This is a genomic window from Ruegeria sp. C2, from assembly GCF_056537765.1.
Genome location: NZ_JBQFRZ010000001.1, coordinates 704,143 through 725,932 on the forward strand (window position 1 = coordinate 704,143; position 21,790 = coordinate 725,932).

At 56.8% G+C, this 21,790-nt stretch carries 19 protein-coding genes and 3 tRNA genes; 12 read left to right on the forward strand and 10 right to left on the reverse strand.

What is annotated here, in order from left to right; translation table 11 throughout:
- The first annotated feature begins 62 nt into the window (after positions 1 to 62).
- The 4 genes from ACR0IV_RS03515 (at position 63) to lon (ending at position 5,305) form a co-directional block, all read left to right on the forward strand.
- Positions 63 to 974 (forward strand): nucleoside hydrolase, encoded by a 912-nt coding sequence (locus tag ACR0IV_RS03515; protein WP_480657826.1) that lies wholly within the window; start codon positions 63 to 65, stop codon positions 972 to 974.
- A 63-nt stretch (positions 975 to 1,037) separates the two neighbouring features.
- Positions 1,038 to 2,168 (forward strand): tRNA guanosine(34) transglycosylase Tgt, encoded by a 1,131-nt coding sequence (gene tgt, locus ACR0IV_RS03520; RefSeq protein WP_480657824.1) that lies wholly within the window; start codon positions 1,038 to 1,040, stop codon positions 2,166 to 2,168.
- A gap of 83 nt (positions 2,169 to 2,251) precedes the next feature.
- On the forward strand, positions 2,252 to 2,662 hold the full coding sequence (locus ACR0IV_RS03525) for a DUF6636 domain-containing protein (protein ID WP_480657823.1): 411 nt from the start codon (positions 2,252 to 2,254) through the stop codon (positions 2,660 to 2,662).
- A 234-nt stretch (positions 2,663 to 2,896) separates the two neighbouring features.
- On the forward strand, positions 2,897 to 5,305 hold the full coding sequence (lon, locus tag ACR0IV_RS03530; protein ID WP_480657822.1) for an endopeptidase La: 2,409 nt from the start codon (positions 2,897 to 2,899) through the stop codon (positions 5,303 to 5,305).
- Between the two features lie 34 nt (positions 5,306 to 5,339).
- Here lon and ACR0IV_RS03535 read toward each other — a convergent pair whose 3' ends face one another.
- Positions 5,340 to 6,926: an APC family permease gene (locus ACR0IV_RS03535; protein ID WP_480657821.1), complete on the reverse strand. Its 1,587-nt coding sequence runs from the start codon at positions 6,924 to 6,926 to the stop codon at positions 5,340 to 5,342.
- 174 nt (positions 6,927 to 7,100) lie between these two features.
- On the opposite strand from ACR0IV_RS03535, the gene ACR0IV_RS03540 reads away from it, so the two are divergent.
- Positions 7,101 to 7,328, forward strand: a complete 228-nt coding sequence (locus tag ACR0IV_RS03540) for a hypothetical protein (RefSeq protein WP_480469936.1) — start codon at positions 7,101 to 7,103, stop codon at positions 7,326 to 7,328.
- A gap of 41 nt (positions 7,329 to 7,369) precedes the next feature.
- On the opposite strand, the gene ACR0IV_RS03545 is transcribed toward ACR0IV_RS03540, so the two are convergent.
- Positions 7,370 to 7,444, reverse strand: a tRNA-Val gene (locus tag ACR0IV_RS03545).
- A gap of 170 nt (positions 7,445 to 7,614) precedes the next feature.
- On the opposite strand from ACR0IV_RS03545, the gene ACR0IV_RS03550 reads away from it, so the two are divergent.
- From ACR0IV_RS03550 to uvrA, 4 genes are all read left to right on the forward strand, one after another.
- A tRNA-Asp gene (locus ACR0IV_RS03550) sits at positions 7,615 to 7,691 on the forward strand.
- Between the two features lie 45 nt (positions 7,692 to 7,736).
- Positions 7,737 to 7,813: transfer RNA gene (locus ACR0IV_RS03555), tRNA-Asp, on the forward strand.
- A 105-nt stretch (positions 7,814 to 7,918) separates the two neighbouring features.
- On the forward strand, positions 7,919 to 8,461 hold the full coding sequence (locus ACR0IV_RS03560; RefSeq protein ID WP_480657820.1) for a methyltransferase domain-containing protein: 543 nt from the start codon (positions 7,919 to 7,921) through the stop codon (positions 8,459 to 8,461).
- A gap of 108 nt (positions 8,462 to 8,569) precedes the next feature.
- The gene (gene uvrA, locus ACR0IV_RS03565) at positions 8,570 to 11,428 is read left to right on the forward strand and encodes an excinuclease ABC subunit UvrA (RefSeq protein ID WP_480657819.1); all 2,859 of its coding nucleotides are present in this window, start codon (positions 8,570 to 8,572) and stop codon (positions 11,426 to 11,428) included.
- Positions 11,429 to 11,446: 18 nt separating this feature from the next.
- Here uvrA and ACR0IV_RS03570 read toward each other — a convergent pair whose 3' ends face one another.
- The 5 genes from ACR0IV_RS03570 to ACR0IV_RS03590 all read right to left on the reverse strand — a co-directional run bounded on the left by ACR0IV_RS03570 (position 11,447) and on the right by ACR0IV_RS03590 (position 15,729).
- A complete protein-coding gene (locus ACR0IV_RS03570) occupies positions 11,447 to 12,103 on the reverse strand; it encodes a site-2 protease family protein (RefSeq protein WP_480469933.1) in 657 nt (218 codons plus the stop codon).
- A 140-nt stretch (positions 12,104 to 12,243) separates the two neighbouring features.
- Positions 12,244 to 12,567 (reverse strand): hypothetical protein, encoded by a 324-nt coding sequence (locus ACR0IV_RS03575; RefSeq protein ID WP_480469932.1) that lies wholly within the window; start codon positions 12,565 to 12,567, stop codon positions 12,244 to 12,246.
- Between the two features lie 95 nt (positions 12,568 to 12,662).
- The gene (mmsB, locus tag ACR0IV_RS03580) at positions 12,663 to 13,535 is read right to left on the reverse strand and encodes a 3-hydroxyisobutyrate dehydrogenase (protein WP_480469931.1); all 873 of its coding nucleotides are present in this window, start codon (positions 13,533 to 13,535) and stop codon (positions 12,663 to 12,665) included.
- Positions 13,536 to 13,538: 3 nt separating this feature from the next.
- Positions 13,539 to 14,579, reverse strand: a complete 1,041-nt coding sequence (locus ACR0IV_RS03585) for an enoyl-CoA hydratase/isomerase family protein (RefSeq protein WP_480657816.1) — start codon at positions 14,577 to 14,579, stop codon at positions 13,539 to 13,541.
- A gap of 7 nt (positions 14,580 to 14,586) precedes the next feature.
- Entirely contained in the window at positions 14,587 to 15,729 is a 1,143-nt protein-coding gene (locus ACR0IV_RS03590; RefSeq protein ID WP_480657814.1) for an acyl-CoA dehydrogenase family protein, read from the reverse strand.
- A gap of 160 nt (positions 15,730 to 15,889) precedes the next feature.
- Here ACR0IV_RS03590 and ACR0IV_RS03595 point away from each other — a divergent pair, with 160 nt between their 5' ends.
- Positions 15,890 to 16,753, forward strand: a complete 864-nt coding sequence (locus ACR0IV_RS03595; protein ID WP_480657812.1) for a hypothetical protein — start codon at positions 15,890 to 15,892, stop codon at positions 16,751 to 16,753.
- Between the two features lie 3 nt (positions 16,754 to 16,756).
- Here ACR0IV_RS03595 and ACR0IV_RS03600 read toward each other — a convergent pair whose 3' ends face one another.
- Positions 16,757 to 17,872, reverse strand: coding sequence for a carboxylate-amine ligase (locus ACR0IV_RS03600; RefSeq protein WP_480657811.1), 1,116 nt, complete (start codon positions 17,870 to 17,872; stop codon positions 16,757 to 16,759).
- 134 nt (positions 17,873 to 18,006) lie between these two features.
- On the opposite strand from ACR0IV_RS03600, the gene ACR0IV_RS03605 reads away from it, so the two are divergent.
- Complete coding sequence (locus ACR0IV_RS03605) at positions 18,007 to 18,858, forward strand: class I SAM-dependent methyltransferase (protein WP_480657810.1); 852 nt, start codon at positions 18,007 to 18,009, stop codon at positions 18,856 to 18,858.
- Between the two features lie 71 nt (positions 18,859 to 18,929).
- Positions 18,930 to 19,406, forward strand: a complete 477-nt coding sequence (locus ACR0IV_RS03610; protein WP_480657809.1) for a fasciclin domain-containing protein — start codon at positions 18,930 to 18,932, stop codon at positions 19,404 to 19,406.
- A 74-nt stretch (positions 19,407 to 19,480) separates the two neighbouring features.
- On the opposite strand, the gene ACR0IV_RS03615 is transcribed toward ACR0IV_RS03610, so the two are convergent.
- Positions 19,481 to 20,065, reverse strand: a complete 585-nt coding sequence (locus tag ACR0IV_RS03615) for a L,D-transpeptidase (protein WP_480469924.1) — start codon at positions 20,063 to 20,065, stop codon at positions 19,481 to 19,483.
- A gap of 199 nt (positions 20,066 to 20,264) precedes the next feature.
- Positions 20,265 to 21,764 carry a CoA-acylating methylmalonate-semialdehyde dehydrogenase gene (locus tag ACR0IV_RS03620; protein ID WP_480657808.1) on the reverse strand — a complete coding sequence of 500 codons (1,500 nt, stop codon included), beginning with the start codon at positions 21,762 to 21,764 and terminating at the stop codon, positions 20,265 to 20,267.
- Between the last annotated feature and the right edge of the window lie 26 nt (positions 21,765 to 21,790).

Sequence of the window (21,790 nt, forward strand, 5' to 3'; positions counted from 1 at the left end):
GGGCGGAATTTCCGTGCTGTGGCCGCTTTGCATCCCGCGTGTGTTTGCGATATCCGGCAGGGATGAAACTGATTATCGACACAGACCCTGGTATCGACGACGCAATGGCGATCGCTTATGCCGCCGCCGCTTCCGAAATTGACCTGATCGGCCTGACAACCGTGTTCGGCAATACGCATGTACATCAGTCCAGTCGCAATGCGCGGTTTCTTGTGGACAAACTGAGGCTGAGCATTCCCGTGGCAGAAGGGGCGCCTTATGCGATTGGTGAAACTGCACATTCGCCATCAGAGCATGTGCACGGTCCCGAAGGCTTTGGTGATCTGACGGAAATTGAAGATACCGGTCAGAACCATCCGTTGCCTGCGGCTGAATTTCTTGTCGAAATGGCACGCTCGCATCGTGAAGAGTTGGTGGTTTGCGCGGTTGGTCCGTTGACCAATATTGCGGATGCGATGCGCCTGGATCCTGAATTCGCGGGCAACCTTGGCAAATTGGTCATCATGGGTGGTGCTGTTTTCTGTCCGGGAAATATCACCGAACATGCCGAGGCGAACATATATCATGACGCCAAAGCCGCCGATGAAGTGTTTGCGGCACCACCGCCTACGGTGCTTGTGGGCTTGGACGTGACTCTGAAAACACTCTACGAAACCGCCGATTTTGAAGCTCTGGCCGAACGTTCCCCGGATATGGGCGGTTTTCTGCGTGATATCTCGCGGTTCTATCTGAGGTTTTACAAAGAGGTCGGGGGCCTTGAAGGCTGCGGTCTGCATGACTCGACGGCTGTCATCGCCTGCACGCATGAACCGATGTTCGAGGTTGTTGAAACGGGTTTGCATGTGGCGCTTGATGGGCCTGAAATTGGCGCGACGCGACCGAACTCCTCACGGCCACCTGTAAGGGTTTGCCGCGATGTGGATGGGGCAAGGGTCGTGCGCCTGTTTACCGAGCGTGTGGCCTCGCTGCCCTGACGGGTTGCATTGCACCTGTAGATCGGGCAAAGCCTGCCCGGTTCAGCGACCCAAGGCGATGACATGACTCAGCGATTTTCTTTCGATCTGAAAGCCACCGACGGTAAGGCCCGGACAGGCGTGATCAACACGCCACGTGGAGAGGTGCGAACGCCAGCGTTTATGCCTGTAGGTACGGCTGCGACGGTCAAAGCGATGATGCCCGAAAGCGTGCGCGCGACGGGTGCTGATATTCTGCTGGGCAACACCTACCATCTGATGTTGCGCCCCACGGCTGAGCGGATCGATCGATTGGGCGGTTTGCACAAGTTCATGAACTGGGACCGTCCCATCCTCACGGACTCGGGCGGGTTTCAGGTGATGTCGCTGGCGGGTCTGCGCAAGCTGACTGAAAAGGGTGTCACCTTTAAGTCTCACGTCGATGGCTCCAAGCATGAATTGACCCCTGAACGCTCGATGGAAATCCAACGCCTGCTGGGTTCGGACATTGTCATGTGTTTCGATGAATGCCCGGCGCTGCCGGCAGATCGCGACCGGATCGCCGAATCCATGCGCCTGTCGATGCGGTGGGCCGAGCGGTCGCGCGAGGCGTTCGGGGACCGCCCCGGTCACGCTCTGTTCGGGATTATGCAGGGCGGGCTGGAGCAGGATCTGCGTGAAGAAAGCGCCGAGGCGCTCAAGACGATCGGGTTCGAAGGTTACGCCATCGGCGGTCTTGCCGTGGGTGAGGGGCAGGAAGCGATGTTTGACTGCCTCGATTACGCACCCGAGTTTCTGCCGCAAGACAGGCCGCGCTATCTGATGGGAGTGGGTAAACCGGATGATATCGTCGGTGCTGTCGCCCGTGGCGTGGATATGATGGATTGCGTCCTGCCGTCCCGCTCTGGCCGTACGGGGCAGGTGTTCACGCGCTATGGTGTGGTCAACATAAAGAATGCCCGTCATGCCGACGACCCGCGTCCGCTGGATGAGCAGTGCAGCTGTCCAGCGTGCTCTAACTACTCTCGCGCATACCTGCACCACGTGTTTCGCTCGAATGAGATGATCTCGGGAATGCTGCTGACATGGCATAACCTGCATTATTTTCAGGAAATCATGCAGGGCATGCGCGGTGCGATTGCATCCGGCACATTTGCCGACTGGCAGGCTCAGTTCCACGCGCAACGTGAGCAAGGTGATATCGAGCCGCTTTGAGCACAGTGACAAACAGAGCATTTTCTGCTATTCTGATTACATTCTATTTCAGAAAATTTTCTTGTTATGTTCAGGAGGACTCAATGCCTCGTATTATTGCTATTTTTGCATCGTTTTTCCTGCTCTCTGCCGCACACGCCGATGTTTGGACGTTTGAAACACCATCTGAGAACATCCAATGTGTAGTGGGGCAGGAGCCCGGAACGTCGGACCTGTCCTGCACGATCATCGAACGGTCAGGCGCACCGGCGCTGCCTAAGCCTGCCGACTGTAACTCGGATTGGGGACATGATTTCTTTATGACCAACCAAGGTGCGGTGAGAATGCTGTGCCAACCAGTCAGCCAGTTTCGAGATGGGTTCGACCGCGCAGATTACGGGGCTACCGGTCAGTTTGGCGGATTTGTCTGTCACTCGTCCATGAAGGGTCTGGAGTGCAGGAACGAGGTCGGTCACGGTTTCTTCCTGTCACGTGCCAAACAAAGGATATTTTGACGCTGAATTGGGCTCAATACGTCCACGATGATGGGCTGGGATGGCAAAAACGGTGGATATGTGCGCACGACGCCTTGCAGTCGCCAAATCATCAGGTCATGCTGCTTCACGACAGGTGGCGATGAGGTTGAAATGGGGGAACAGGTGCCCCACCTTAATCGTCCAAGACAGGAGACGGCCAAAGGTTGCCTGAATTAGGGACTGGTGCCGTCTTGCCAACGATAAGGATAGAGCATGCAAGAGCCTCTGAATTCCTCATACCCCGTTCTGCCGCTGCGCGACATAGTGGTGTTCCCACATATGATCGTGCCGCTGTTCGTGGGCCGAGACAAATCGGTGCGCGCGCTGGAAGAGGTGATGCAGGATGACAAGCAAATTCTGTTGTCCAGCCAAATGGACCCCAGCGATGATGATCCGGATATGGACGGAATCTACCGTTCGGGTGTGCTGGCCAATGTGCTGCAACTGCTGAAGCTGCCTGATGGCACCGTTAAGGTGCTGGTCGAGGGGCAGGCGCGGGTGCAGATCACCGAATTCCTTGAAAACGAAGACTTCTTCGAAGCCCGTGCCGAGTATCTGACCGAGATTCCCGGTGATGTCACAACGACCGAGGCGCTGCTGCGTACCGTCGCCGATGAGTTCGAGCGCTATGCAAAAGTGCGCAAGAATATTCCCGAAGAAGCACTGGCCGCAGTGGGTGAAACCACCGAGCCTGCGAAACTGGCCGACCTCGTATCGGGTCACCTCGGCATTGAAGTTGAGCAAAAGCAGGAACTGCTGGAGACGCTCTCGGTCAGCGAGCGGCTTGAGAAGGTCTATGGCCTGATGCAGGGCGAAATGTCCGTTCTGCAGGTCGAGAAAAAGATCAAGACCCGCGTCAAAACCCAGATGGAGAAGACGCAGCGCGAGTATTATCTGAATGAGCAGATGAAGGCCATTCAGAAGGAACTGGGTGATGGTGAGGACGGCAGCAACGAGGTTGCCGAGCTGGAAGCCAAAATCGCCGAGACCAAGCTGTCGAAAGAGGCGCGCGAGAAGGCGGATGGTGAGCTGAAGAAGCTCAAGAACATGTCGCCCATGTCGGCCGAGGCCACCGTTGTGCGCAACTATCTGGACTGGATTCTGTCGCTGCCATGGGGCACCAAGTCCCGCGTCAAAAAGGATCTGGGCCGCGCGCAGGACATTCTGGACGCCGATCATTATGGGCTTGAGAAGGTCAAAGAGCGGATCGTCGAGTATCTGGCGGTTCAGCAACGCTCGAAAAAGCTGAAAGGCCCGATCCTGTGCCTTGTTGGACCTCCGGGCGTGGGTAAAACCTCGCTGGGTAAGTCCGTTGCGAAAGCGACGGGGCGCGAGTTCATTCGCATCTCGCTGGGTGGTGTGCGCGATGAATCCGAGATCCGCGGTCACCGCCGGACCTATATCGGTTCGATGCCTGGTAAGATCATTCAGGCGCTGAAAAAGGCGAAGACTACGAACCCTCTCATCCTGCTCGACGAGATCGACAAGATGGGGCAGGACTTCCGTGGCGATCCGGCTTCGGCAATGCTTGAGGTGTTGGATCCGGAACAGAACAGCACGTTCATGGACCACTATCTTGAGGTCGAATATGACCTGTCCAACGTGATGTTCCTGACCACGTCGAACAGCTATAACATGCCCGGGCCTCTGCTGGACCGGATGGAGATCATCCCGCTGGCCGGTTACACCGAAGAGGAAAAGAGCGAGATCGCCAAGCAGCACCTGATCGGCAAGCAGGTCAAGAACCATGGCCTCAAGGCCAAGGAATTTGAGCTGACTGATGAGGCGTTGCAAAAGATGATCCGTACCTACACCCGTGAGGCGGGCGTGCGGAACCTTGAACGTGAGATCGCCAAAGTTGCACGGAAATCGTTGACCAAGATCATCAAGAAAGAGGCGGAAACCGTGAAGGTGACGCCTGATAATCTGGATGATTTCCTTGGTGTGCCAAAGTTCCGTTATGGCCTTGCTGAACAGGACGATCAGGTTGGTGTCGTCACCGGTCTGGCCTGGACATCGGTCGGTGGTGATCTGCTGCATATCGAGGCGCTGAAACTGCCCGGTAAGGGGCGGATGAAAACCACGGGTAAGCTGGGCGATGTGATGAAGGAATCCATCGATGCGGCCTCGTCCTATGTTCGGTCGATTTCTCCCAAGATCGGGGTGAAGCCGCCTCAGTTCGACAAGCTGGACATCCACGTCCACGTTCCTGACGGGGCGACGCCCAAGGATGGTCCAAGCGCTGGTCTGGCGATGGTCACGTCGATCGTTTCGGTGCTGACCGGTATTCCGGTGCGCAAGGACATCGCCATGACAGGCGAGGTTTCGCTGCGCGGCAATGCGATGCCGATTGGTGGGTTGAAAGAGAAACTGCTCGCGGCCCTGCGTGGCGGGATCAAGACCGTGCTCATTCCCGAAGAGAATGAGAAGGACTTGGCGGATATCCCCGACAACGTGAAAGAGGGGCTGGAGATCATTCCGGTCGAGCACGTCTCGGAAGTTCTGGAGCATTCATTGGTTCGCGAACCCGAGCCGATTGAATGGGACGAAGCTGCCGAGGAGGCCGCTGCAGCTGCGGCCAAGGTGGCCGAGGGTGCCGGCCCCTCTGCAACAGCCCATTGAACAAACTTAAAAGGCGGGTCTTAACCCGCCTTTTTTACAGCCCGATCACCGGTTCAGCCGGACCCAGCAGTTCTTCTTCCGCGATGTAGGCCTGGAATTTCTCATCAGACAGCGAAGATCGAACTGCGAGGGCAAAGACCACCACGGAAAACACCGCACATAGCAGGATATCCCAGCCAAACGGGATTTGCTTCAGAGCGCCATCGCCGAATTGCCCAAGGTATGAAATCAATCCCAGTCCGCCAAAATAAGGCACCAGCCAGAGTGCCTCGGTGGCATCCATTTCATCCAGCTTGTTGTGAAAGCGGGCGAGCAACAGCACCATCCCGATGACCAGAGCTATGCCCAGCCTCCAGACAGTGTCCCAGCCGCTCCAGTAGACAACGAGAGTCGAGATCGCGAAGGCCGTGGCACCAACAAGCTTGACCGCAGGCACCCGGATGGAGCGAGGGCGATCGGGCAACAGTTCTCTGAGGCAGACAACGGCGATCGGACCGACCGCAAAGGAAAGAACGATTGCGGCTCCGTTCAGGGCGATAACGGTCGTGAATGGGACAGTGAGCAGAAACACCATGCCGATCAGGAAGTTCAGCGCCAGTGCCCATAGGGGCACCCCGAATTTGGACAGGATCTGAAGGCGTTTTGGCAAGAAGCCGTTCTTTGACAACGCAAGCGCGATCCGGGCGTTCGAACCAGTCGCGACAAGTCCGTTGCCAAAAGGACCAACTACTGAGCCGACATTCAATAAGCTCAGAAACCACACGATGCCCACGGACATGATGATGGCGTCAAGCGGACCTTGCCCCCCAAAGTCGAGGCTTGCCCAACCATTGCTGATCATCGACGGATCCAAAGCGCCGATAAATGCGATCTGCAAGCCGATATAGATCAGCGCGCAGAGTATGATTGAAAGCACCAGAGCAGCCGGTATCGCGAATTTCGGATTGCGTACTTCGCCAGCCATGTCGACCACGTGCCGGAAACCGATGAAGGAGAAGATCACACCTCCGGTCGATACGGCCGCCATGATCCCCTTGAGGCCGTAGGGGGCAAACCCGTCCGGCGTGGTCAGGTTCTGCGCATCAAACCGGGTGAGGACCAGAAGGATAGAAAGAAAGATCGGTATCGCGATCTTGGCCCAGGTCAGCACGGCGTTCACTTGGGCAAAAAATCGAACACCCAATGCGTTCACCGCCACAAACAGCAACATGAAAAGCAGCGCCACGAGAATACCCGCTCCGGTCAGGTCTCCGGTATCGGCCGAATGCAGCCAGGGGGCATATGGCGCGAGGTATTTCAGCATTGCCTCGACCTCGATCGGGGCGGTGGTGTTATAGCCGATCCAGGCAGTCCACCCCATCGCCATGGATACGATATTGCCATGCGAAAACTGGGGAACCCGCGCGATCCCGCCTGGTATGGGCAGCATGGCCGAGATCTCGGCAAAGGTGATTGCCAATATGAACATTGCGACAGCGCCAATGATCCAGGAAAGGATCGCAGCGGGCCCTGCGTGTTGAACCGCGAGAAGGGGCCCGAACAGCCAGCCAGAGCCGATGATGCCACCGACCGATATGAAGGTCAGGCCGACAAGACCGATTTCACGCTTGAGTTTCGCCATGCCATTTTCCCGACTGCGTATCTGGCAACCTTAGGCAGATCGCGGGATTTCTGACAAGCTTCGGGAAACAGGGGGAAATCTCTGCCGTGCCGACATTGGGCTTTGTCGAAAAGGGTGGAAAACACTGTTCGCCTGTTGCACGCTGATGATCTGCCCACGTCAGGAGGATGCCTCATGCCCCAATATAACGACCTGTTTGAGCTATCTGTCAGCGATATTGATCTCATTGAAGAGGCCATGCGCCAGACGATCACCTCAAAGTCGCTGGAACCTGCGGACGAGACAAGCGAAGACCGTGCAGCGCGTGAGGATTTTGTGCGGCGTATGCACGACCTACTGGGGCGGTTGCATGATCAGAAGATATTCTATCGTCCGCGAAAGGGTGTATATGTCGGCGGTTAGAAGGGAGCGACGCCAGCTTTTCAGAACGGGATTGGGAAAGATGGTGGGTGATAAGAGATTTGAACTCCTGACATCTTCGATGTGAACGAAGCGCTCTACCACTGAGCTAATCACCCGTGACGCAGGCTCTTATAGTCAGATCAGGTCTTGCGCAAGGTTATTCGCCCCGTTCGAGATGGTCGTTCTGGAAAAAATCAGTATCGGGCAAAAAACTTCAAAACGCCGCTTGACGCTGCCCGACCGGGGCCATAATACACCCCAACGTTCAGCAATGAACGTGCAGCGGGCGGTTGTAGCTCAGTTGGTTAGAGTACCGGCCTGTCACGCCGGGGGTCGCGGGTTCGAGCCCCGTCAACCGCGCCATCGCTGCACTCCTTGGTCCAGGTCAAAGGCCACGAAAATAGATGCGCGGTTGTAGCTCAGTTGGTTAGAGTACCGGCCTGTCACGCCGGGGGTCGCGGGTTCGAGCCCCGTCAACCGCGCCACTTTTCTCTGAAATTTGAAAATGAACGCTGACAATCACGCAGCGTCGTGCTGTATTGCCGCGAAATCAACCGAGGGCTGCAGTGACTAGTCTGAACAGAGTGATCATGGCGCGGCGCAGCCGTGAGTGGATACGTAAGTTGACGCCGTCAAAGCTGGATGCGGTTGAGATATCCGGGTCGTGGGGTAATCAGTTCGGGTTTCGCAGTTATGAACAAGTCTGGCGCAATGACCATGATATCTGCCGAGAGCCCTTGCTGGACGAGAAAGGAGAGGTCCGGACGTTTGATCTGGTTCTTGCCAATCAGGTCTGGGAGCATCTGGACCGCCCCTTTGAGGCTACACTGAACGTTCAAGAGATGTTGCGGCCTGGTGGTTATTTCTGGCTGGCGGTTCCGTTCTTCGTCCCGTTCCACGCAGCCCCACACGATTGTTCGCGCTGGTCCGAACGCGGGCTGCGCAATCTGCTGACCGAGTGTGGATTTGATCCCGCAGATATCCGGGCCGAACAATGGGGAAACCGTCAGGCGGCACTTCGAAACCTAGAACCCGACTGGCCTCCGGTCTATGAGCCCGAGACAGATAGCCTGGATAATGACCCGGCCTTTCCGATTTGTGCCTGGGCCTTGGCGCGCAAATCCGAAGGTTAAAACAGGATTGACTGAAAATCCACTTGTTCATATTTTGTTCTAACTTTTTGGTTGGAGACTCACCGTCGCTCGCCTATTTCTGAGAGGCACTGGTTGTTGGGGGCCGAAATGGCTGAGCTGAAGAATATCGAGGTGCGCGGCGCGCGCGAACATAACCTCAAAAGCATCGATGTCGACATTCCGCGGGATCAGCTGGTGGTGATCACCGGCCTTTCGGGCTCTGGCAAGTCTTCGCTGGCGTTTGACACGATTTATGCCGAGGGCCAGCGCCGCTATGTCGAAAGCCTGTCGGCCTACGCGCGCCAGTTCCTCGACATGATGGAAAAGCCCGATGTGGATCACATCAGCGGTCTGAGCCCCGCGATTTCGATTGAGCAAAAGACAACCTCGAAAAACCCCCGTTCGACAGTGGGTACCGTAACCGAGATCTACGATTATCTGCGACTGCTCTTCGCCCGCGCCGGAACGCCCTACAGCCCGGCCACAGGGCTACCGATTGAGGCGCAGCAGGTGCAGGACATGGTCGACCGGATCATGACGATGGAGGAGGGCACGCGCGGTTATCTGCTGGCGCCCATCGTGCGGGACCGGAAGGGTGAGTACAAAAAGGAGTTCCTTGAGCTGCGCAAGCAGGGATTCCAGCGCGTCAAAGTGGATGGTGAGTTCTATGAACTGGATGAACCTCCAACGTTAGACAAGAAGTTTCGCCATGACATCGACGTCGTGGTCGATCGTCTGGTGGTGCGCGAAGGCATGGAAACGCGCTTGGCCGATAGCTTGCGCACTGCCTTGGATCTGGCCGACGGGATTGCGATTCTCGAAACGGCCCCGAAAGAGGGTGACCCGGAGCGTATCACGTTCAGCGAGAATTTTGCCTGTCCTGTCAGTGGTTTCACAATCCCCGAGATCGAGCCACGCTTGTTTTCATTCAATGCTCCGTTTGGCGCGTGCCCGGATTGTGATGGGCTTGGCGTTGAGCTGTTCTTTGACGAACGCCTCGTGGTGCCGGATCAGACGCTAAAGCTGTATGACGGTGCCTTGGCACCTTGGCGCAAGGGAAAGTCACCATATTTCCTGCAAACCATCGAAGCCATCGCGCGGCACTACGAGTTCGATAAGAACACGCCGTGGAAAGACCTGCCAAAGAATGTGCAGCAGGTATTCTTGCGCGGGTCGGGCGATGAAGAAATCCAGTTCCGTTATGATGAAGGTGGCCGCGTTTATCAGGTCACCCGCACCTTTGAGGGCGTCATTCCCAATATGGAGCGTCGTTACCGGGAAACAGATAGCGCGTGGATTCGGGAGGAGTTCGAGCGGTACCAGAATAACCGTCCTTGCGGCACGTGTGAGGGGTATCGTCTGCGGGCTGAGGCTCTGGCCGTGAAGATTGCCGGCCTGCATGTGGGGCAGGTGGTTGAGATGTCGATCCGTGAAGCGCTTGCGTGGATTGAGAATGCGCCCAACCATCTGAGCACGCAGAAAAACGAGATTGCTCGTGCTATCTTGAAAGAAATCCGCGAGCGCCTTGGGTTCTTGAATAACGTGGGTTTGGAATATCTTACGCTATCACGTTCGAGTGGCACCTTGTCTGGTGGTGAGAGCCAGCGTATCCGCTTGGCCAGTCAGATCGGCTCGGGCCTGACCGGAGTTTTGTATGTGCTGGACGAGCCATCAATCGGCCTGCACCAACGTGACAATGACCGGCTGCTGGGTACGCTCAAGAATCTACGCGACCAGGGCAACACCGTCATCGTCGTGGAGCATGACGAGGAGGCCATTCGCGAGGCTGACTACGTCTTCGATATTGGCCCCGGGGCCGGGGTGCATGGCGGGCAGGTGGTCAGTCACGGTACGCCGGATCACATTGCCGGAGATGCAGCCTCGATTACGGGCCAGTATTTGTCGGGCACGCGCGAGATTGCGGTGCCATCCGAGCGGCGGAAGGGCAAGAAACAAAAGGTGACGGTGGTCAAAGCGACCGGAAACAACCTCAAGAACGTGACCGCCGAGTTTCCATTGGGCAAGTTTGTTTGTGTGACCGGTGTGTCCGGTGGCGGCAAGTCGACGCTGACCATCGAGACCCTGTTCAAGACCGCATCGATGCGATTGAACGGAGCGCGGCAAACACCTGCACCCTGCGAAACGATCAAGGGGCTGGAACATCTGGACAAAGTGATCGATATTGATCAGCGCCCGATTGGGCGGACTCCGCGTTCGAATCCAGCAACTTACACCGGGGCCTTCACCCCGATCCGTGACTGGTTCGCCGGTTTACCCGAAGCGAAGGCTCGCGGGTATAAACCGGGTCGCTTCAGCTTCAACGTCAAAGGTGGGCGTTGTGAGGCCTGCCAGGGCGACGGCGTTATCAAGATCGAGATGCACTTTCTGCCCGACGTCTATGTCACCTGCGAAACTTGCAAAGGCGCGCGCTACAATCGCGAGACCCTCGAAATCAAGTTCAAGGGCAAGTCCATCGCGGATGTGCTTGATATGACTGTGGAAGATGCTCAGGAATTCTTCAAGGCCGTGCCGTCGATCCGGGACAAGATGGATGCGTTGGCGCGAGTCGGGCTGGGCTATATCAAGGTTGGACAACAGGCTACGACCTTGTCGGGTGGTGAAGCTCAACGGGTGAAGCTGTCGAAAGAACTGTCAAAGCGTTCGACGGGACGAACGCTCTATATTCTTGATGAGCCCACGACCGGTCTGCATTTTGAAGACGTACGTAAGTTATTGGAAGTGCTCCATGAGCTGGTAGATCAGGGCAACACGGTTGTTGTGATTGAACACAATCTGGACGTTGTAAAAACCGCAGACTGGATCATCGATATCGGTCCCGAAGGCGGCGACGGAGGAGGGCAGATCGTGGCAGAAGGTACGCCGGAAGACGTCGCAGAATGCGAACGTAGCCATACTGGCCGATACCTCAAACCGATGCTGAATGCCGAGCGTGTGGCCGCCGAATAGTCTGTGGCCAATCGGGGATTAATATTGTGCGTATCGCGCCATATACCAATGGCGAAGAATCGGCGGGAAGAACAAAAAGACGAAACCGAAGCTGACATATGCAAAGACCATCAGCGGTACCCACAAAAACACTCCGATCAACCCGACAAACCCGGCAATGCGCGTTGCTGCACGGGGCGGTAAGAACCGGTGCAGCACGGCATGAAACAAACGCCCGCCATCCAATGGCATAAGGGGCAGCAGGTTGAAGAGTGCCAGCCACAGATTTAGGTCTGCCGTTACCGTCAGGATCCACGAAAGATTTGGTGAAGTGACGAATGGTTCCAGCAACGAGCACGAAGCCCATAGCGTAAGATTCACGATCGGGCCCATGGCTACGATCAATTCGTCTTCGTAAGAAGTGGTTGAGCGGCGGTGCTCACAATACCCGCCACCTCCATACAACACGATGCGTTTGACCGGCACATCCTGCACCAGACACCCCCAGGCGTGCCCTAGCTCATGCAGCAGGATGGAGCCCAGAAGAATGGCCACAAACCCCAATGCGTAAGGCAAAGTCTCGGGATCAAAGCTGAATCCAACGATGATCAAGACCAAAAAGATCAGGCTTTGATGAAATTCTATCGGGACATTCCACGGGCCTCGAAACTGAAAAATCGCGCCGTCGTTACTCATGCATAATCCTCACAACAATGAGGAACTTGCTGACGTAAGATTGCGTCAAAATTTGGGAATTATCCCTATAGTTGTGTAATTTATGGCTGTTTCGAAAAACTTCAAAACAGAGTTACACGACCCCCCCTTGGTGCCGGGGTTCAGTTCAGGATGTCGACGACAGCGCCAATCAGGTTCAGGACTTTGCGTGTTTCGGGATCAACACGATATACATAATCCCCTGCGCGCAGGTAGTAATCATTGCGGTTCAGACCATACCGATAGGGATTGTCAATCCAACGGTAATCCCGCGCGATGAACTCTCCATTGCGATAGATCTTTTTGGCCTGCCCCGGAGGAACGCAGGGCACGGATTTCTTGGCCAGGCCCGGCGGGCAATGCCCGCCTTTGTTTTTGGCGATAGCCACGCCAGGGGCCAAGGCCAGCGCAGCAAGTGTCGCAGTCGTTACCAGAAATTTCGTCATGATACGGTCCTTTGGCCTTTTGGCTGTGCCTGTATCATCCAGATGGTGGCATGCCCAATGGCTTTCAATCCGTTGGGCAAAACGCCGCCGAGATCTTACTTTCGGCCGCGCGTTTCGAACCGAGGTAGCATCGCGCTGAAGTCGCGGCCCAGACCGTTTTCCTGTTCGACAAACTGCTCATACAGAGCGGTGGCGACCTGTCCCATTGGCGTGTCAGCATCGGCGCTGTCCGCCGCCTGCTGGCTTAGCCGCAAGTCCTTGAGCATCAGCTCAGCCGCGAAGCCGGGTTGATAGTCGTTGTCTGCCGGGCTTTGCGGCCCGACACCGGGTGCGGGGCAATAGGCATTCATCGTCCAGCTATAGCCAGATGAGGTGCTGACCACGTCAAACATCTTTTGCCGGTCCAGCCCGAGCTTATCGGCCAGCGCGAAGGCCTCGCAGGTGGCTATCATGGTAACGCCAAGGATCATGTTGTTGCAGATCTTGGCGGCTTGACCGGCACCGGCCTCACCACAGTGGACCGCTTTCTGACCCATGATGTCGAACAGGGGGGCAGCCTTGGCAAAGGCGTCGTCAGAACCGCCGGCCATGAAGGTCAAGGTTCCTGCAGCCGCCCCACCGATCCCGCCGGATACAGGCGCATCAACGGCCCGAAGACCTGCATCGGAAGCCTGCTGTGCCACGGCGCGCGCGCTGTCGACATCTACGGTTGAGCAATCGATGAGTACCGCACCTTGGGTCATCGCCGGGATGACCTCATCCGCAACCGCCCGCAGGATCTGCCCGTTGGGCAGCATTGTGATGACAGCTTCTGCGGTTGCAGCGGCTTCGGCCCCAGATGAGGCCATGGTCACGCCCTCAACGGTCACATCGGCCTGATCGAAGCCGACCACATCATGCCCGGCAGCCGCCAGATTCGCCGCCATCGGAGCGCCCATGTTGCCCAGTCCAATGAATGCAATTTTCATCTCTTATTCCTCCGAAAAACTCAGCGCGCTTTCGCCCAAAGGCTGCAGCATGTTTGCGACCGCTACTGCAGGTACGTTCATATCGGCAAATTGCCAGCGCGGGTTGCGATCCTTGTCAATGATCTGCGCGCGGATGCCTTCCAGAAAATCACCGTGCTCCATCGCGCGATAAGTAAAGCGATACTCCATATCCAAAGCCCTACGCATCGTCAGGTTTGCTCCGCGCAGCCGATGCAGCATTTCGACAGTACAGGCCATCGAAATCGGAGAATTCCGTTTGAGGCCGTCGAGAATTTTCGTCGAAAATTCTTTGCCGTCGCTGCGTAGACCATTCAGAATATCGGTCAGGCTTTCACCGTCGAAGAAGGCATCGATCTGCGGTTGTATATCGGCCAGTGTTCCCTCGGGTGGTGTATCAACGTGCTCTTCGATGACGTTCGCGCGGCCTGAAGCCTCCAGGAGTTCGATAAGGTCCGGCCAACGGTCTTGCGGAATGAAGTGATCGGCAAAGCCCGCATATATGGCATCTGCGGGGCCCATGCGATGGCCGGTTGTGCCCAGATATTCACCCAGACGCCCAGGGGCCAGAGCCAGCATCAGCGAGCCGCCCACATCCGGGATAAGGCCGATCGAGCATTCCGGCATTGATATCTTTGAGCTTTCGCCAACGATGCGATGACTACCATGGCAACCGATGCCCACACCGCCCCCCATGGTGAAACCCTGCAGGAAGCTGATCACCGGTTTGGGATACTCAAAAATCATCGCGTTCAGTCGGTATTCGTCGCGCCAGAATGTGCGGCCGTAGTCGTAATCTTCCTTGGTTCCGGTGGCATAAAGGTCGGCAATGTCGCCGCCGGCGCAGAATGCTTTATCGCCTTCGGCATCAAAGATGATCAGGTCGACTGCATCATCCTCACGCCAGTTACGCAGGGCGGTGTCGATGGCCATGCACATCTCATAGCTCATCGCATTCAAGGCTTTTGGACGTGTCAGAGTAATGCGCCCGGCGCGCCCCACGGTGCGGATGTCAATGTCAGCCATAAGGTCCTCAGCGGTTGGCAAGCATCTGGCGCGCGACGATGACGCGCATGATCTCGTTCGTACCCTCAAGTATCTGATGCACGCGCAGATCACGCACAAGCTTTTCGATGCCATAATCCGCAAGATAGCCGTAGCCGCCATGCAGCTGCAGGCACTGGTCCACTACCTTCGATCCCGTCTCGGTCACGAATTTCTTCGCCATGGCGCAGAACTTGGTGGCGTCGGGCGCGCCCTGATCCAGTTTCCACGCAGCCTGCCGCAGAAAGGTGCGGGCGGCCTGCAATTCGATCTCCATATCCGCAAGGCGGAATTGCAGGGCCTGGAACTGATCAATGGACTGACCGAAGGCCTTGCGTTCGGACATGTATTGCAGGGTCATATCCAGCCCGTTCTGAGCGGCCCCCAACGAACACGACGCGATGTTCAATCGCCCGCCGTCAAGTCCCATCATGGCGTATTTGAAACCGTCGCCTTCTGCGCCAACCAAATTGCCGGAGGGGATTTTGCAGTCATCAAACTGAACCTGCGCCGTGGGTTGGCTCTTCCAGCCCATCTTCTGTTCAAGCGCCCCAAAGCTGAGGCCGGCGGTGCCGTCTTCGACATAGACCGTCGAAATCCCCTTGGGGCCATCTTCGCCAGTGCGGACCATACAGACATAGGCGTCCGAATAACCGCCACCCGAGATGAAGGCTTTGGAGCCGTTCAGGGTATAGCCCTCATTCGTTCGCTCGGCGCGGGTTTTCAGGGCGGCTGCGTCCGACCCCGAACCGGGTTCGGTCAGGCAATAGCTGAGAACCGTTTCAAGGCTGAGAATGCCCGGCATGATCCTGGATTTCAGTTCATCGCTGGCAAAGCTGTCCAGCATCTTGGCACACATATTGTGGATCGACAGGAATGCCGCGACCGAGGGGCAGGCCATGGACAACGCCTCGAACACCAAGGTCGCATCAAGACGGCTCAGCCCTGATCCGCCACTTTCTTCAGAAACATATAGGGCACCGAACCCAAGCTCTCCGATTTTGGGCCAAAGCTCTTTCGGGATGGTGCCGTCAGCTTCCCACTGGCGCGCGTATGGGGCGATATGGTCTTGGCCAAAGGCATAAGCCATGTCGAAGATGGCTGTCTGTTCTTCGGTCAGTGCGAAATCCATAGCTGTGGTCCCTGTATTCTGCAGAATTGAACGAGCGTTTTATTCTTCAATCCTTACAGAAATTTTTCAACGTCGGCAAACGCTGTGGCCACGTTTGGGGGAAATGGGGGGCTGCGCTATACTGCGGTTATTCTACGGATCAATTTCTTGGAGTATTCTGATGGCCTCACACAAACTGGCCGTGATTGTGATTCACGGAATGGGCAGCCAGCACAAACCGCAGGGGCAGCCCGCATCCACGACCCCGACCTTTTCTAAAGGGCTTAAACGCCGCGTCTCGAACCGGGTAGGCGCGGATATGAGCCACGTTATCTGGCATGAGGTGGTCTGGGCGCAGATCCTACAGGGGCGGCAGAAAGACTATCTGAAAAAGATCAATCGCAGTCTGGGTTATGACAAGCTACGTGAGTTTGTGGTGTGCAACCTCTCGGATGCAGCGTCTTATCGTCCGACGCCGGACGATGGGGACAAAATCTATGAAGCCATCCACGAAAAGATCGAGAATGTGATGGGGGTCGTCAAACATCAGGTTGGGCCCGATGGTCCGGTTCTGATCCTCGCCCATTCATTGGGAGGGCACATCATGTCGAACTATATCTACGACATGCAAGGCCATATGAGGCGGGGTGGTGGCTTGCCGGTGCATCAGACCGATGTCGAGAACATGAAAACCGTGGCCGGGTTCGTGACCTTCGGATGCAACATTCCGATTTTCCTGTTTGCCTATCCCGAGAGCGATATTTTCCCCATCATGGCCCCCAACAGCGCGCTGCCTGCGGCGCTGCAATTCCCGACGTGGTGGTACAACTACTACGACAAACATGACGTTCTGGGCTTTCCGCTGGGCAAAAGCGCGCCGCGTTACAAGCAATTGTCTGATAGTGGAGCCCTTAAGGACAAGCCGATCAACGCGGGCAAGATCTTTACCTCGTGGAACCCGTTTTCCCACAACGGCTACTGGACCGATCGCGATCTCTATGCGCCGGTGGCGGATCGGATCAAAGAAATATTGGCTCTGACCTAAGGCCTAAAGGTCCGCGTGAAATTCCTCGATCAGGTGTTTCACGACGGCCATACCCGGATCTTCTCCGCGCGCAACGGCTTCGGCATAGGCACGACGCTGGCGCGTGGCCGAAGTGCCGTTTTCGGCGATCTGACGCAGGCGGGCGAGTTCTGTCATGGTTCCCAAAGCCTCGGCATCTTCGGCCAGCATGCCCATCAACTCACCCATCAGATCAGCCATGGGCGTGATCGCGCGGTCGCCGAAATCGATCAACCCTTCGCCCACGCCATAGCGTTGCGCGCGCCAGCGGTTTTCGCCGATTAGGAACTTATCGTACTGTCGCCACCGTAGGTTGCGGGCTTTCAGGCGGCATAACATCCGGGTCAGCGCCTGTACTAGTGCGGCCAGAGATAGCGTATGCTCCAACCGGGGCTGCACGTCCATGATACGGGTTTCCAACGTCGGAAAACGATGTGACGGGCGCAAATCCCACCAGATTTTCGTTGTGTCCTCGATCACGCCCAGCTCGACGAGAACACCTGTTGTCCGTTCATATTCACCCCAACTGCCAAAAATAGGAGGCAGACCTGTGCGGGGCAGATTGTCGAATACGGTCAGCCGGTACGAGGACAGGCCCGTATCCTCGCCATTCCAATAGGGTGATGAGGTCGACAACGCCAACAGGTGGGGTAGAAAGTAAGACAGTTGCGGCATCAGATCAGCACGTAGCGCCTGATCCTGCACCCCCACATGCACATGCATTCCACAGATCAGCATACGACGCGCCACGCCGCCAAGCGCGTGCTGCAAGGCATCATAGCGTTCTTTGCGCGTGTGATGCTGATCTTTCCAATTCGCGAACGGGTGGCACGAAACGGCGATGGGGGCCAGGTTGTACTCTGCCGCACGTTTTGAAACGCAGGATCGCAGGCGCTTCAGGTCTTCTCGGGCTGTTTTGACTGTCGCGTGCGGGCGGGTTCCGACCTCGATCTGGCATTGCAGGAATTCGGGGCTGACCTGACCCTCGAAATCTGCCTGACAAGCCTCCATCAACGCTTCGGGGGCTTCGGCCAGCTGCAGACTGTCGCAGTCGACCAGCAGATATTCCTCTTCGATACCGATCGTAAATTCCTGCTGCATGGCGGCCCTCGTTCGTCAATTCAGATCAGTGAATACGGAAATTTCCGTTTTGCCAAGGGTTTGACGTGCAGGGTTCTTGCGGATGCCCCGGTGGCGCGGGTAAGGAACAGGCAGAACCGAATGTGGAGCTTCGCGTGAAACCCAGGAAATTTCCCCAGATCAACGCAGCCCTTGATGAGTTGGGGGTAAAGCTGGTCGACAAATCTGTCGAGAATGATGAACGCGCGCGACTTGAGGCGTTTGAGCGGGCAGGGGGACTGACCCGCCCGGCCTATGCGTTGTCACCGGGGATGGCGGAGTTCGACATCTCGCAGCTGGTTGCGGAGTACGCGCAGCACAAGGCGGCGCTTGAGGCGTTGAAGGACCCCGAACGTAATCAAACCGGATATCGGTTGGGGAACGGCTATTACGATAGCCCGGATGCGGATGCGCTGTATCTGATGATCCGCAGGTTCCAGCCGAAGCGCGTGATAGAGGTAGGTTGCGGCAACTCGACCCGCGTCACGCGACAGGCGATTGTCGACGGTGGATTGCAGACCGATATCACCGCGATCGATCCCTATCCCCGCGCCGATATTGCCCATGTGGTTGATCATTTTGAGCAGAAACGGTTGGAAGAGGTCGACCCGGCGATGTTCGAACAGCTCGAAGCCGGGGACGTTTTGTTCATCGACTCTAGCCACGTTGTTCGGATGAGCAATGACGTGGCTCACTTATTCTGCCGGATCATTCCCACGCTGAAACCGGGTGTTGTGATCCATGTCCACGATGTTTTTCTGCCCTACGAATATCCCAAGCGGTTTTTCTATGATTGCCCGGGGTGGGGAGAGCAGTACATGCTGCACGCCTTGCTGCAATCTGGTGCATATTCAATGCTTTGGCCGGGGTACTACCTGCAACAGGACCACCCCGAAGCCGTTGAGGCGTTGCCGTTCCTGAAGGATGGCCGGGCGCAAAGCATATGGGTTCAGATCAAAGAAAATTGACTCGGATGTGATCCGGACGCCGCAGTGTCGCGTAACCCTCTCCATAACAAGCTGGAGAGGAGTTAACAGCCATGTTCCGCCGCACATTCATGGGCGCCGCCGCCGCACTCGCATTGGCACTTCCGGTCAAAGCGCAGGCCGCTGATATCGTCGATACCGCCGTTTCTGCCGGGTCATTCAACACTCTGGTCGCTGCTGTTCAGGCCGCAGGTCTGGTCGACACGCTGAAAGGCGATGGCCCGTTTACGGTTTTTGCACCCACGGATGAGGCTTTTGCCGCATTGCCTGAAGGCACGGTGGAAACGCTGCTTCTGCCCGAAAACAAAGATCAACTGGTGTCGATCCTGACCTATCACGTGGTGCCCGCGAAAGTGATGTCTGGCGACATCGCAGGCAAGCGCGCGAAGGTGCTCACGGTCCAGGGTGATCGTCTGAGTGTGAACGCAAAGAACGGTGTCAAGGTGAACGGGGCTGAAGTTATTCAGGCTGATATCGAGGCGAGCAATGGCGTTATACACGTCGTGGACGAAGTGATCTTGCCTGAGTGAACCTTCAAGACCCCCTTTAAACACAAAGCCCCGGTCCAAATGGCCGGGGCTTCTTATTGTAAAGCGTGAGCTGATTACAGCAGCCGCACCTGAGTGCCGACCTGCACCAGCGGATACAGTTCTTCTACATGCTGGTTATAAAGGCCGATGCAACCCGATGAGCTCTGCCGGCCGATTTTACGCGTATCATGGGTGCCATGCACCAGATAGGCGGGCCAAGACAGGTACATCGCGCGGGTACCCAGCGGGTTACCCGGATCGCCACCTTCCATACGGACGGGAAGCGATGGGTCACGTTCACGCATCGATGCGGTCGGGGTCCAGCTTGGGTTTTCGCGCTTGCGCACCACCTCGGTATAGCCGCGCTTGGTCAGTTCCTCGCTCATCGGCACCGAGCTTGGGTAGAGCCTGTATGTTCCGTCCGGTCCCCAATAGTGCACCGCGCGGCTGGTGATGTCGGCCAGCAAACAGCCTACGCCCAGCTCATCGAAGTGATCCTGCCAGTCCTGCTGCGAAAACGACGAGACGTTGCGGCGCACCGGCAACTGCGTGCTGATCGCATCCTCATCCTGCGGGAAAGCGTCCAGACTTTGCGCGCGCACCAAAGCGGGCGTTGCAATCAGTGATGCAACCCCCAACAGGGCTGAGCGGCGGTTCATGCGATTTTGGGACAAGGTTGCCTCCGGAAATATCAACTGCTCGAGCATTCGAATTGGCGGTAAAATATTGGTGATTGCCTCATTTTTCCAGAGGGGCACTGCTGAATTTCTTGTGAGGTGCGGTTTGGTGCGAAATTGGACCAAGAAATGAAAAACCCGGCCAAATATGGCCGGGTTTGCGTTGCAGCGACAAAAGCGATCAGTCCATCGCTTTGAAATTGAACTCGCCGCCTTCCTTGATGCCCGAGGGCCAGCGCGAGGTGACGGTTTTCGTGCGGGTATAGAACTTGAAGCTGTCCGGGCCATGCTGGTTCAGGTCGCCGAACATGGATTTCTTCCAGCCGCCAAAGGTGTGATAGGCCAGCGGCACCGGGATCGGAACGTTGATGCCGACCATGCCAATGTTCACTCGGCTGGCAAAGTCGCGCGCCGTATCACCGTCACGGGTGAAGATCGCGGTGCCGTTGCCGTATTCATGGTCCATCGCCAGCTTCAGCGCCTCTTCATAAGAACCGGCGCGGACAGTCGACAGAACCGGACCAAAGATTTCCTGCTTGTAGATATCCATGTCAGGCGTCACGTGGTCGAACAGGTGCGGGCCGACAAAGAAGCCGTCTTCATAGCCCTGCAGGCTGAAGTCGCGGTTATCGACAACCAGCTTCGCGCCCTGTTCGACGCCGGAGTTGATCAGGCCAAGAATGCGTTCTTTCGCGGCTCCGGTCACAACCGGACCCATGTCCACATCATCGCCAGCCGTATAGGGACCAACCTTCAGCTTTTCGACGCGGGGGATCAACTTCTCGATCAGCGCGTCGGCGGTTTCTTCACCCACCGGAACGGCAACCGAGATTGCCATGCAGCGTTCGCCCGCAGCGCCAAATCCAGCTCCGACCAGAGCGTCAGCTGCTTGATCCAGATCGGCGTCCGGCATGACGATCATGTGGTTCTTGGCACCACCAAAGCACTGCGCACGCTTGCCGTTGGCGGTGGCACGGGAATAGATATACTGCGCGATCGGGGTCGAGCCCACGAACGAAACACCCTGAATGATCTCGCTGTCGAGCAGGGTGTCGACGGCCTCTTTGTCGCCATTCACGACCTGGAACACGCCTTTGGGCAGACCGGCCTCGATGAACAGTTCTGCCAGCATCAAGGGGACTGAGGGGTCACGCTCGGACGGCTTCAGCACAACTGCATTGCCACAGGCCAGCGCCGGACCAACATGCCACAACGGCATCATTGCAGGGAAGTTGAACGGCATGATCGATGCAACAACACCAAGCGGCTGGCGCATCGAGTACATATCGATGCCCGGGCCTGCGCTGTCGGTGAATTCACCTTTCAACATCTGAGGCGCACCGATGCAGTATTCGATCACCTCAAGACCGCGCTGCAGATCGCCCTTGGCGTCGGGCAGGGTCTTGCCGTGTTCGCGACTGAGCGCTTCGGCCAGCTTGTCCATATCGCGGTTCATCAGGCCAACCATCGCCATCATCACGCGGGCGCGCTTTTGCGGGTTGGTGGCCCCCCAAGCAACCTGGGCTGCAGCGGCGTGTTCTATGGCTGCAGTGGTTTCAGCCGCACTGGCCATCGGACATTTATACTGCACCTCGCCCGTGGCGGGGTTAAACACATCGTCGAAACGGCCCGATGTGCCGGCGACATTTTCACCATTGATGAAATGGGTCAGGTCGTTCATCGCAAACTCCTCCAAACAAAGTTGCG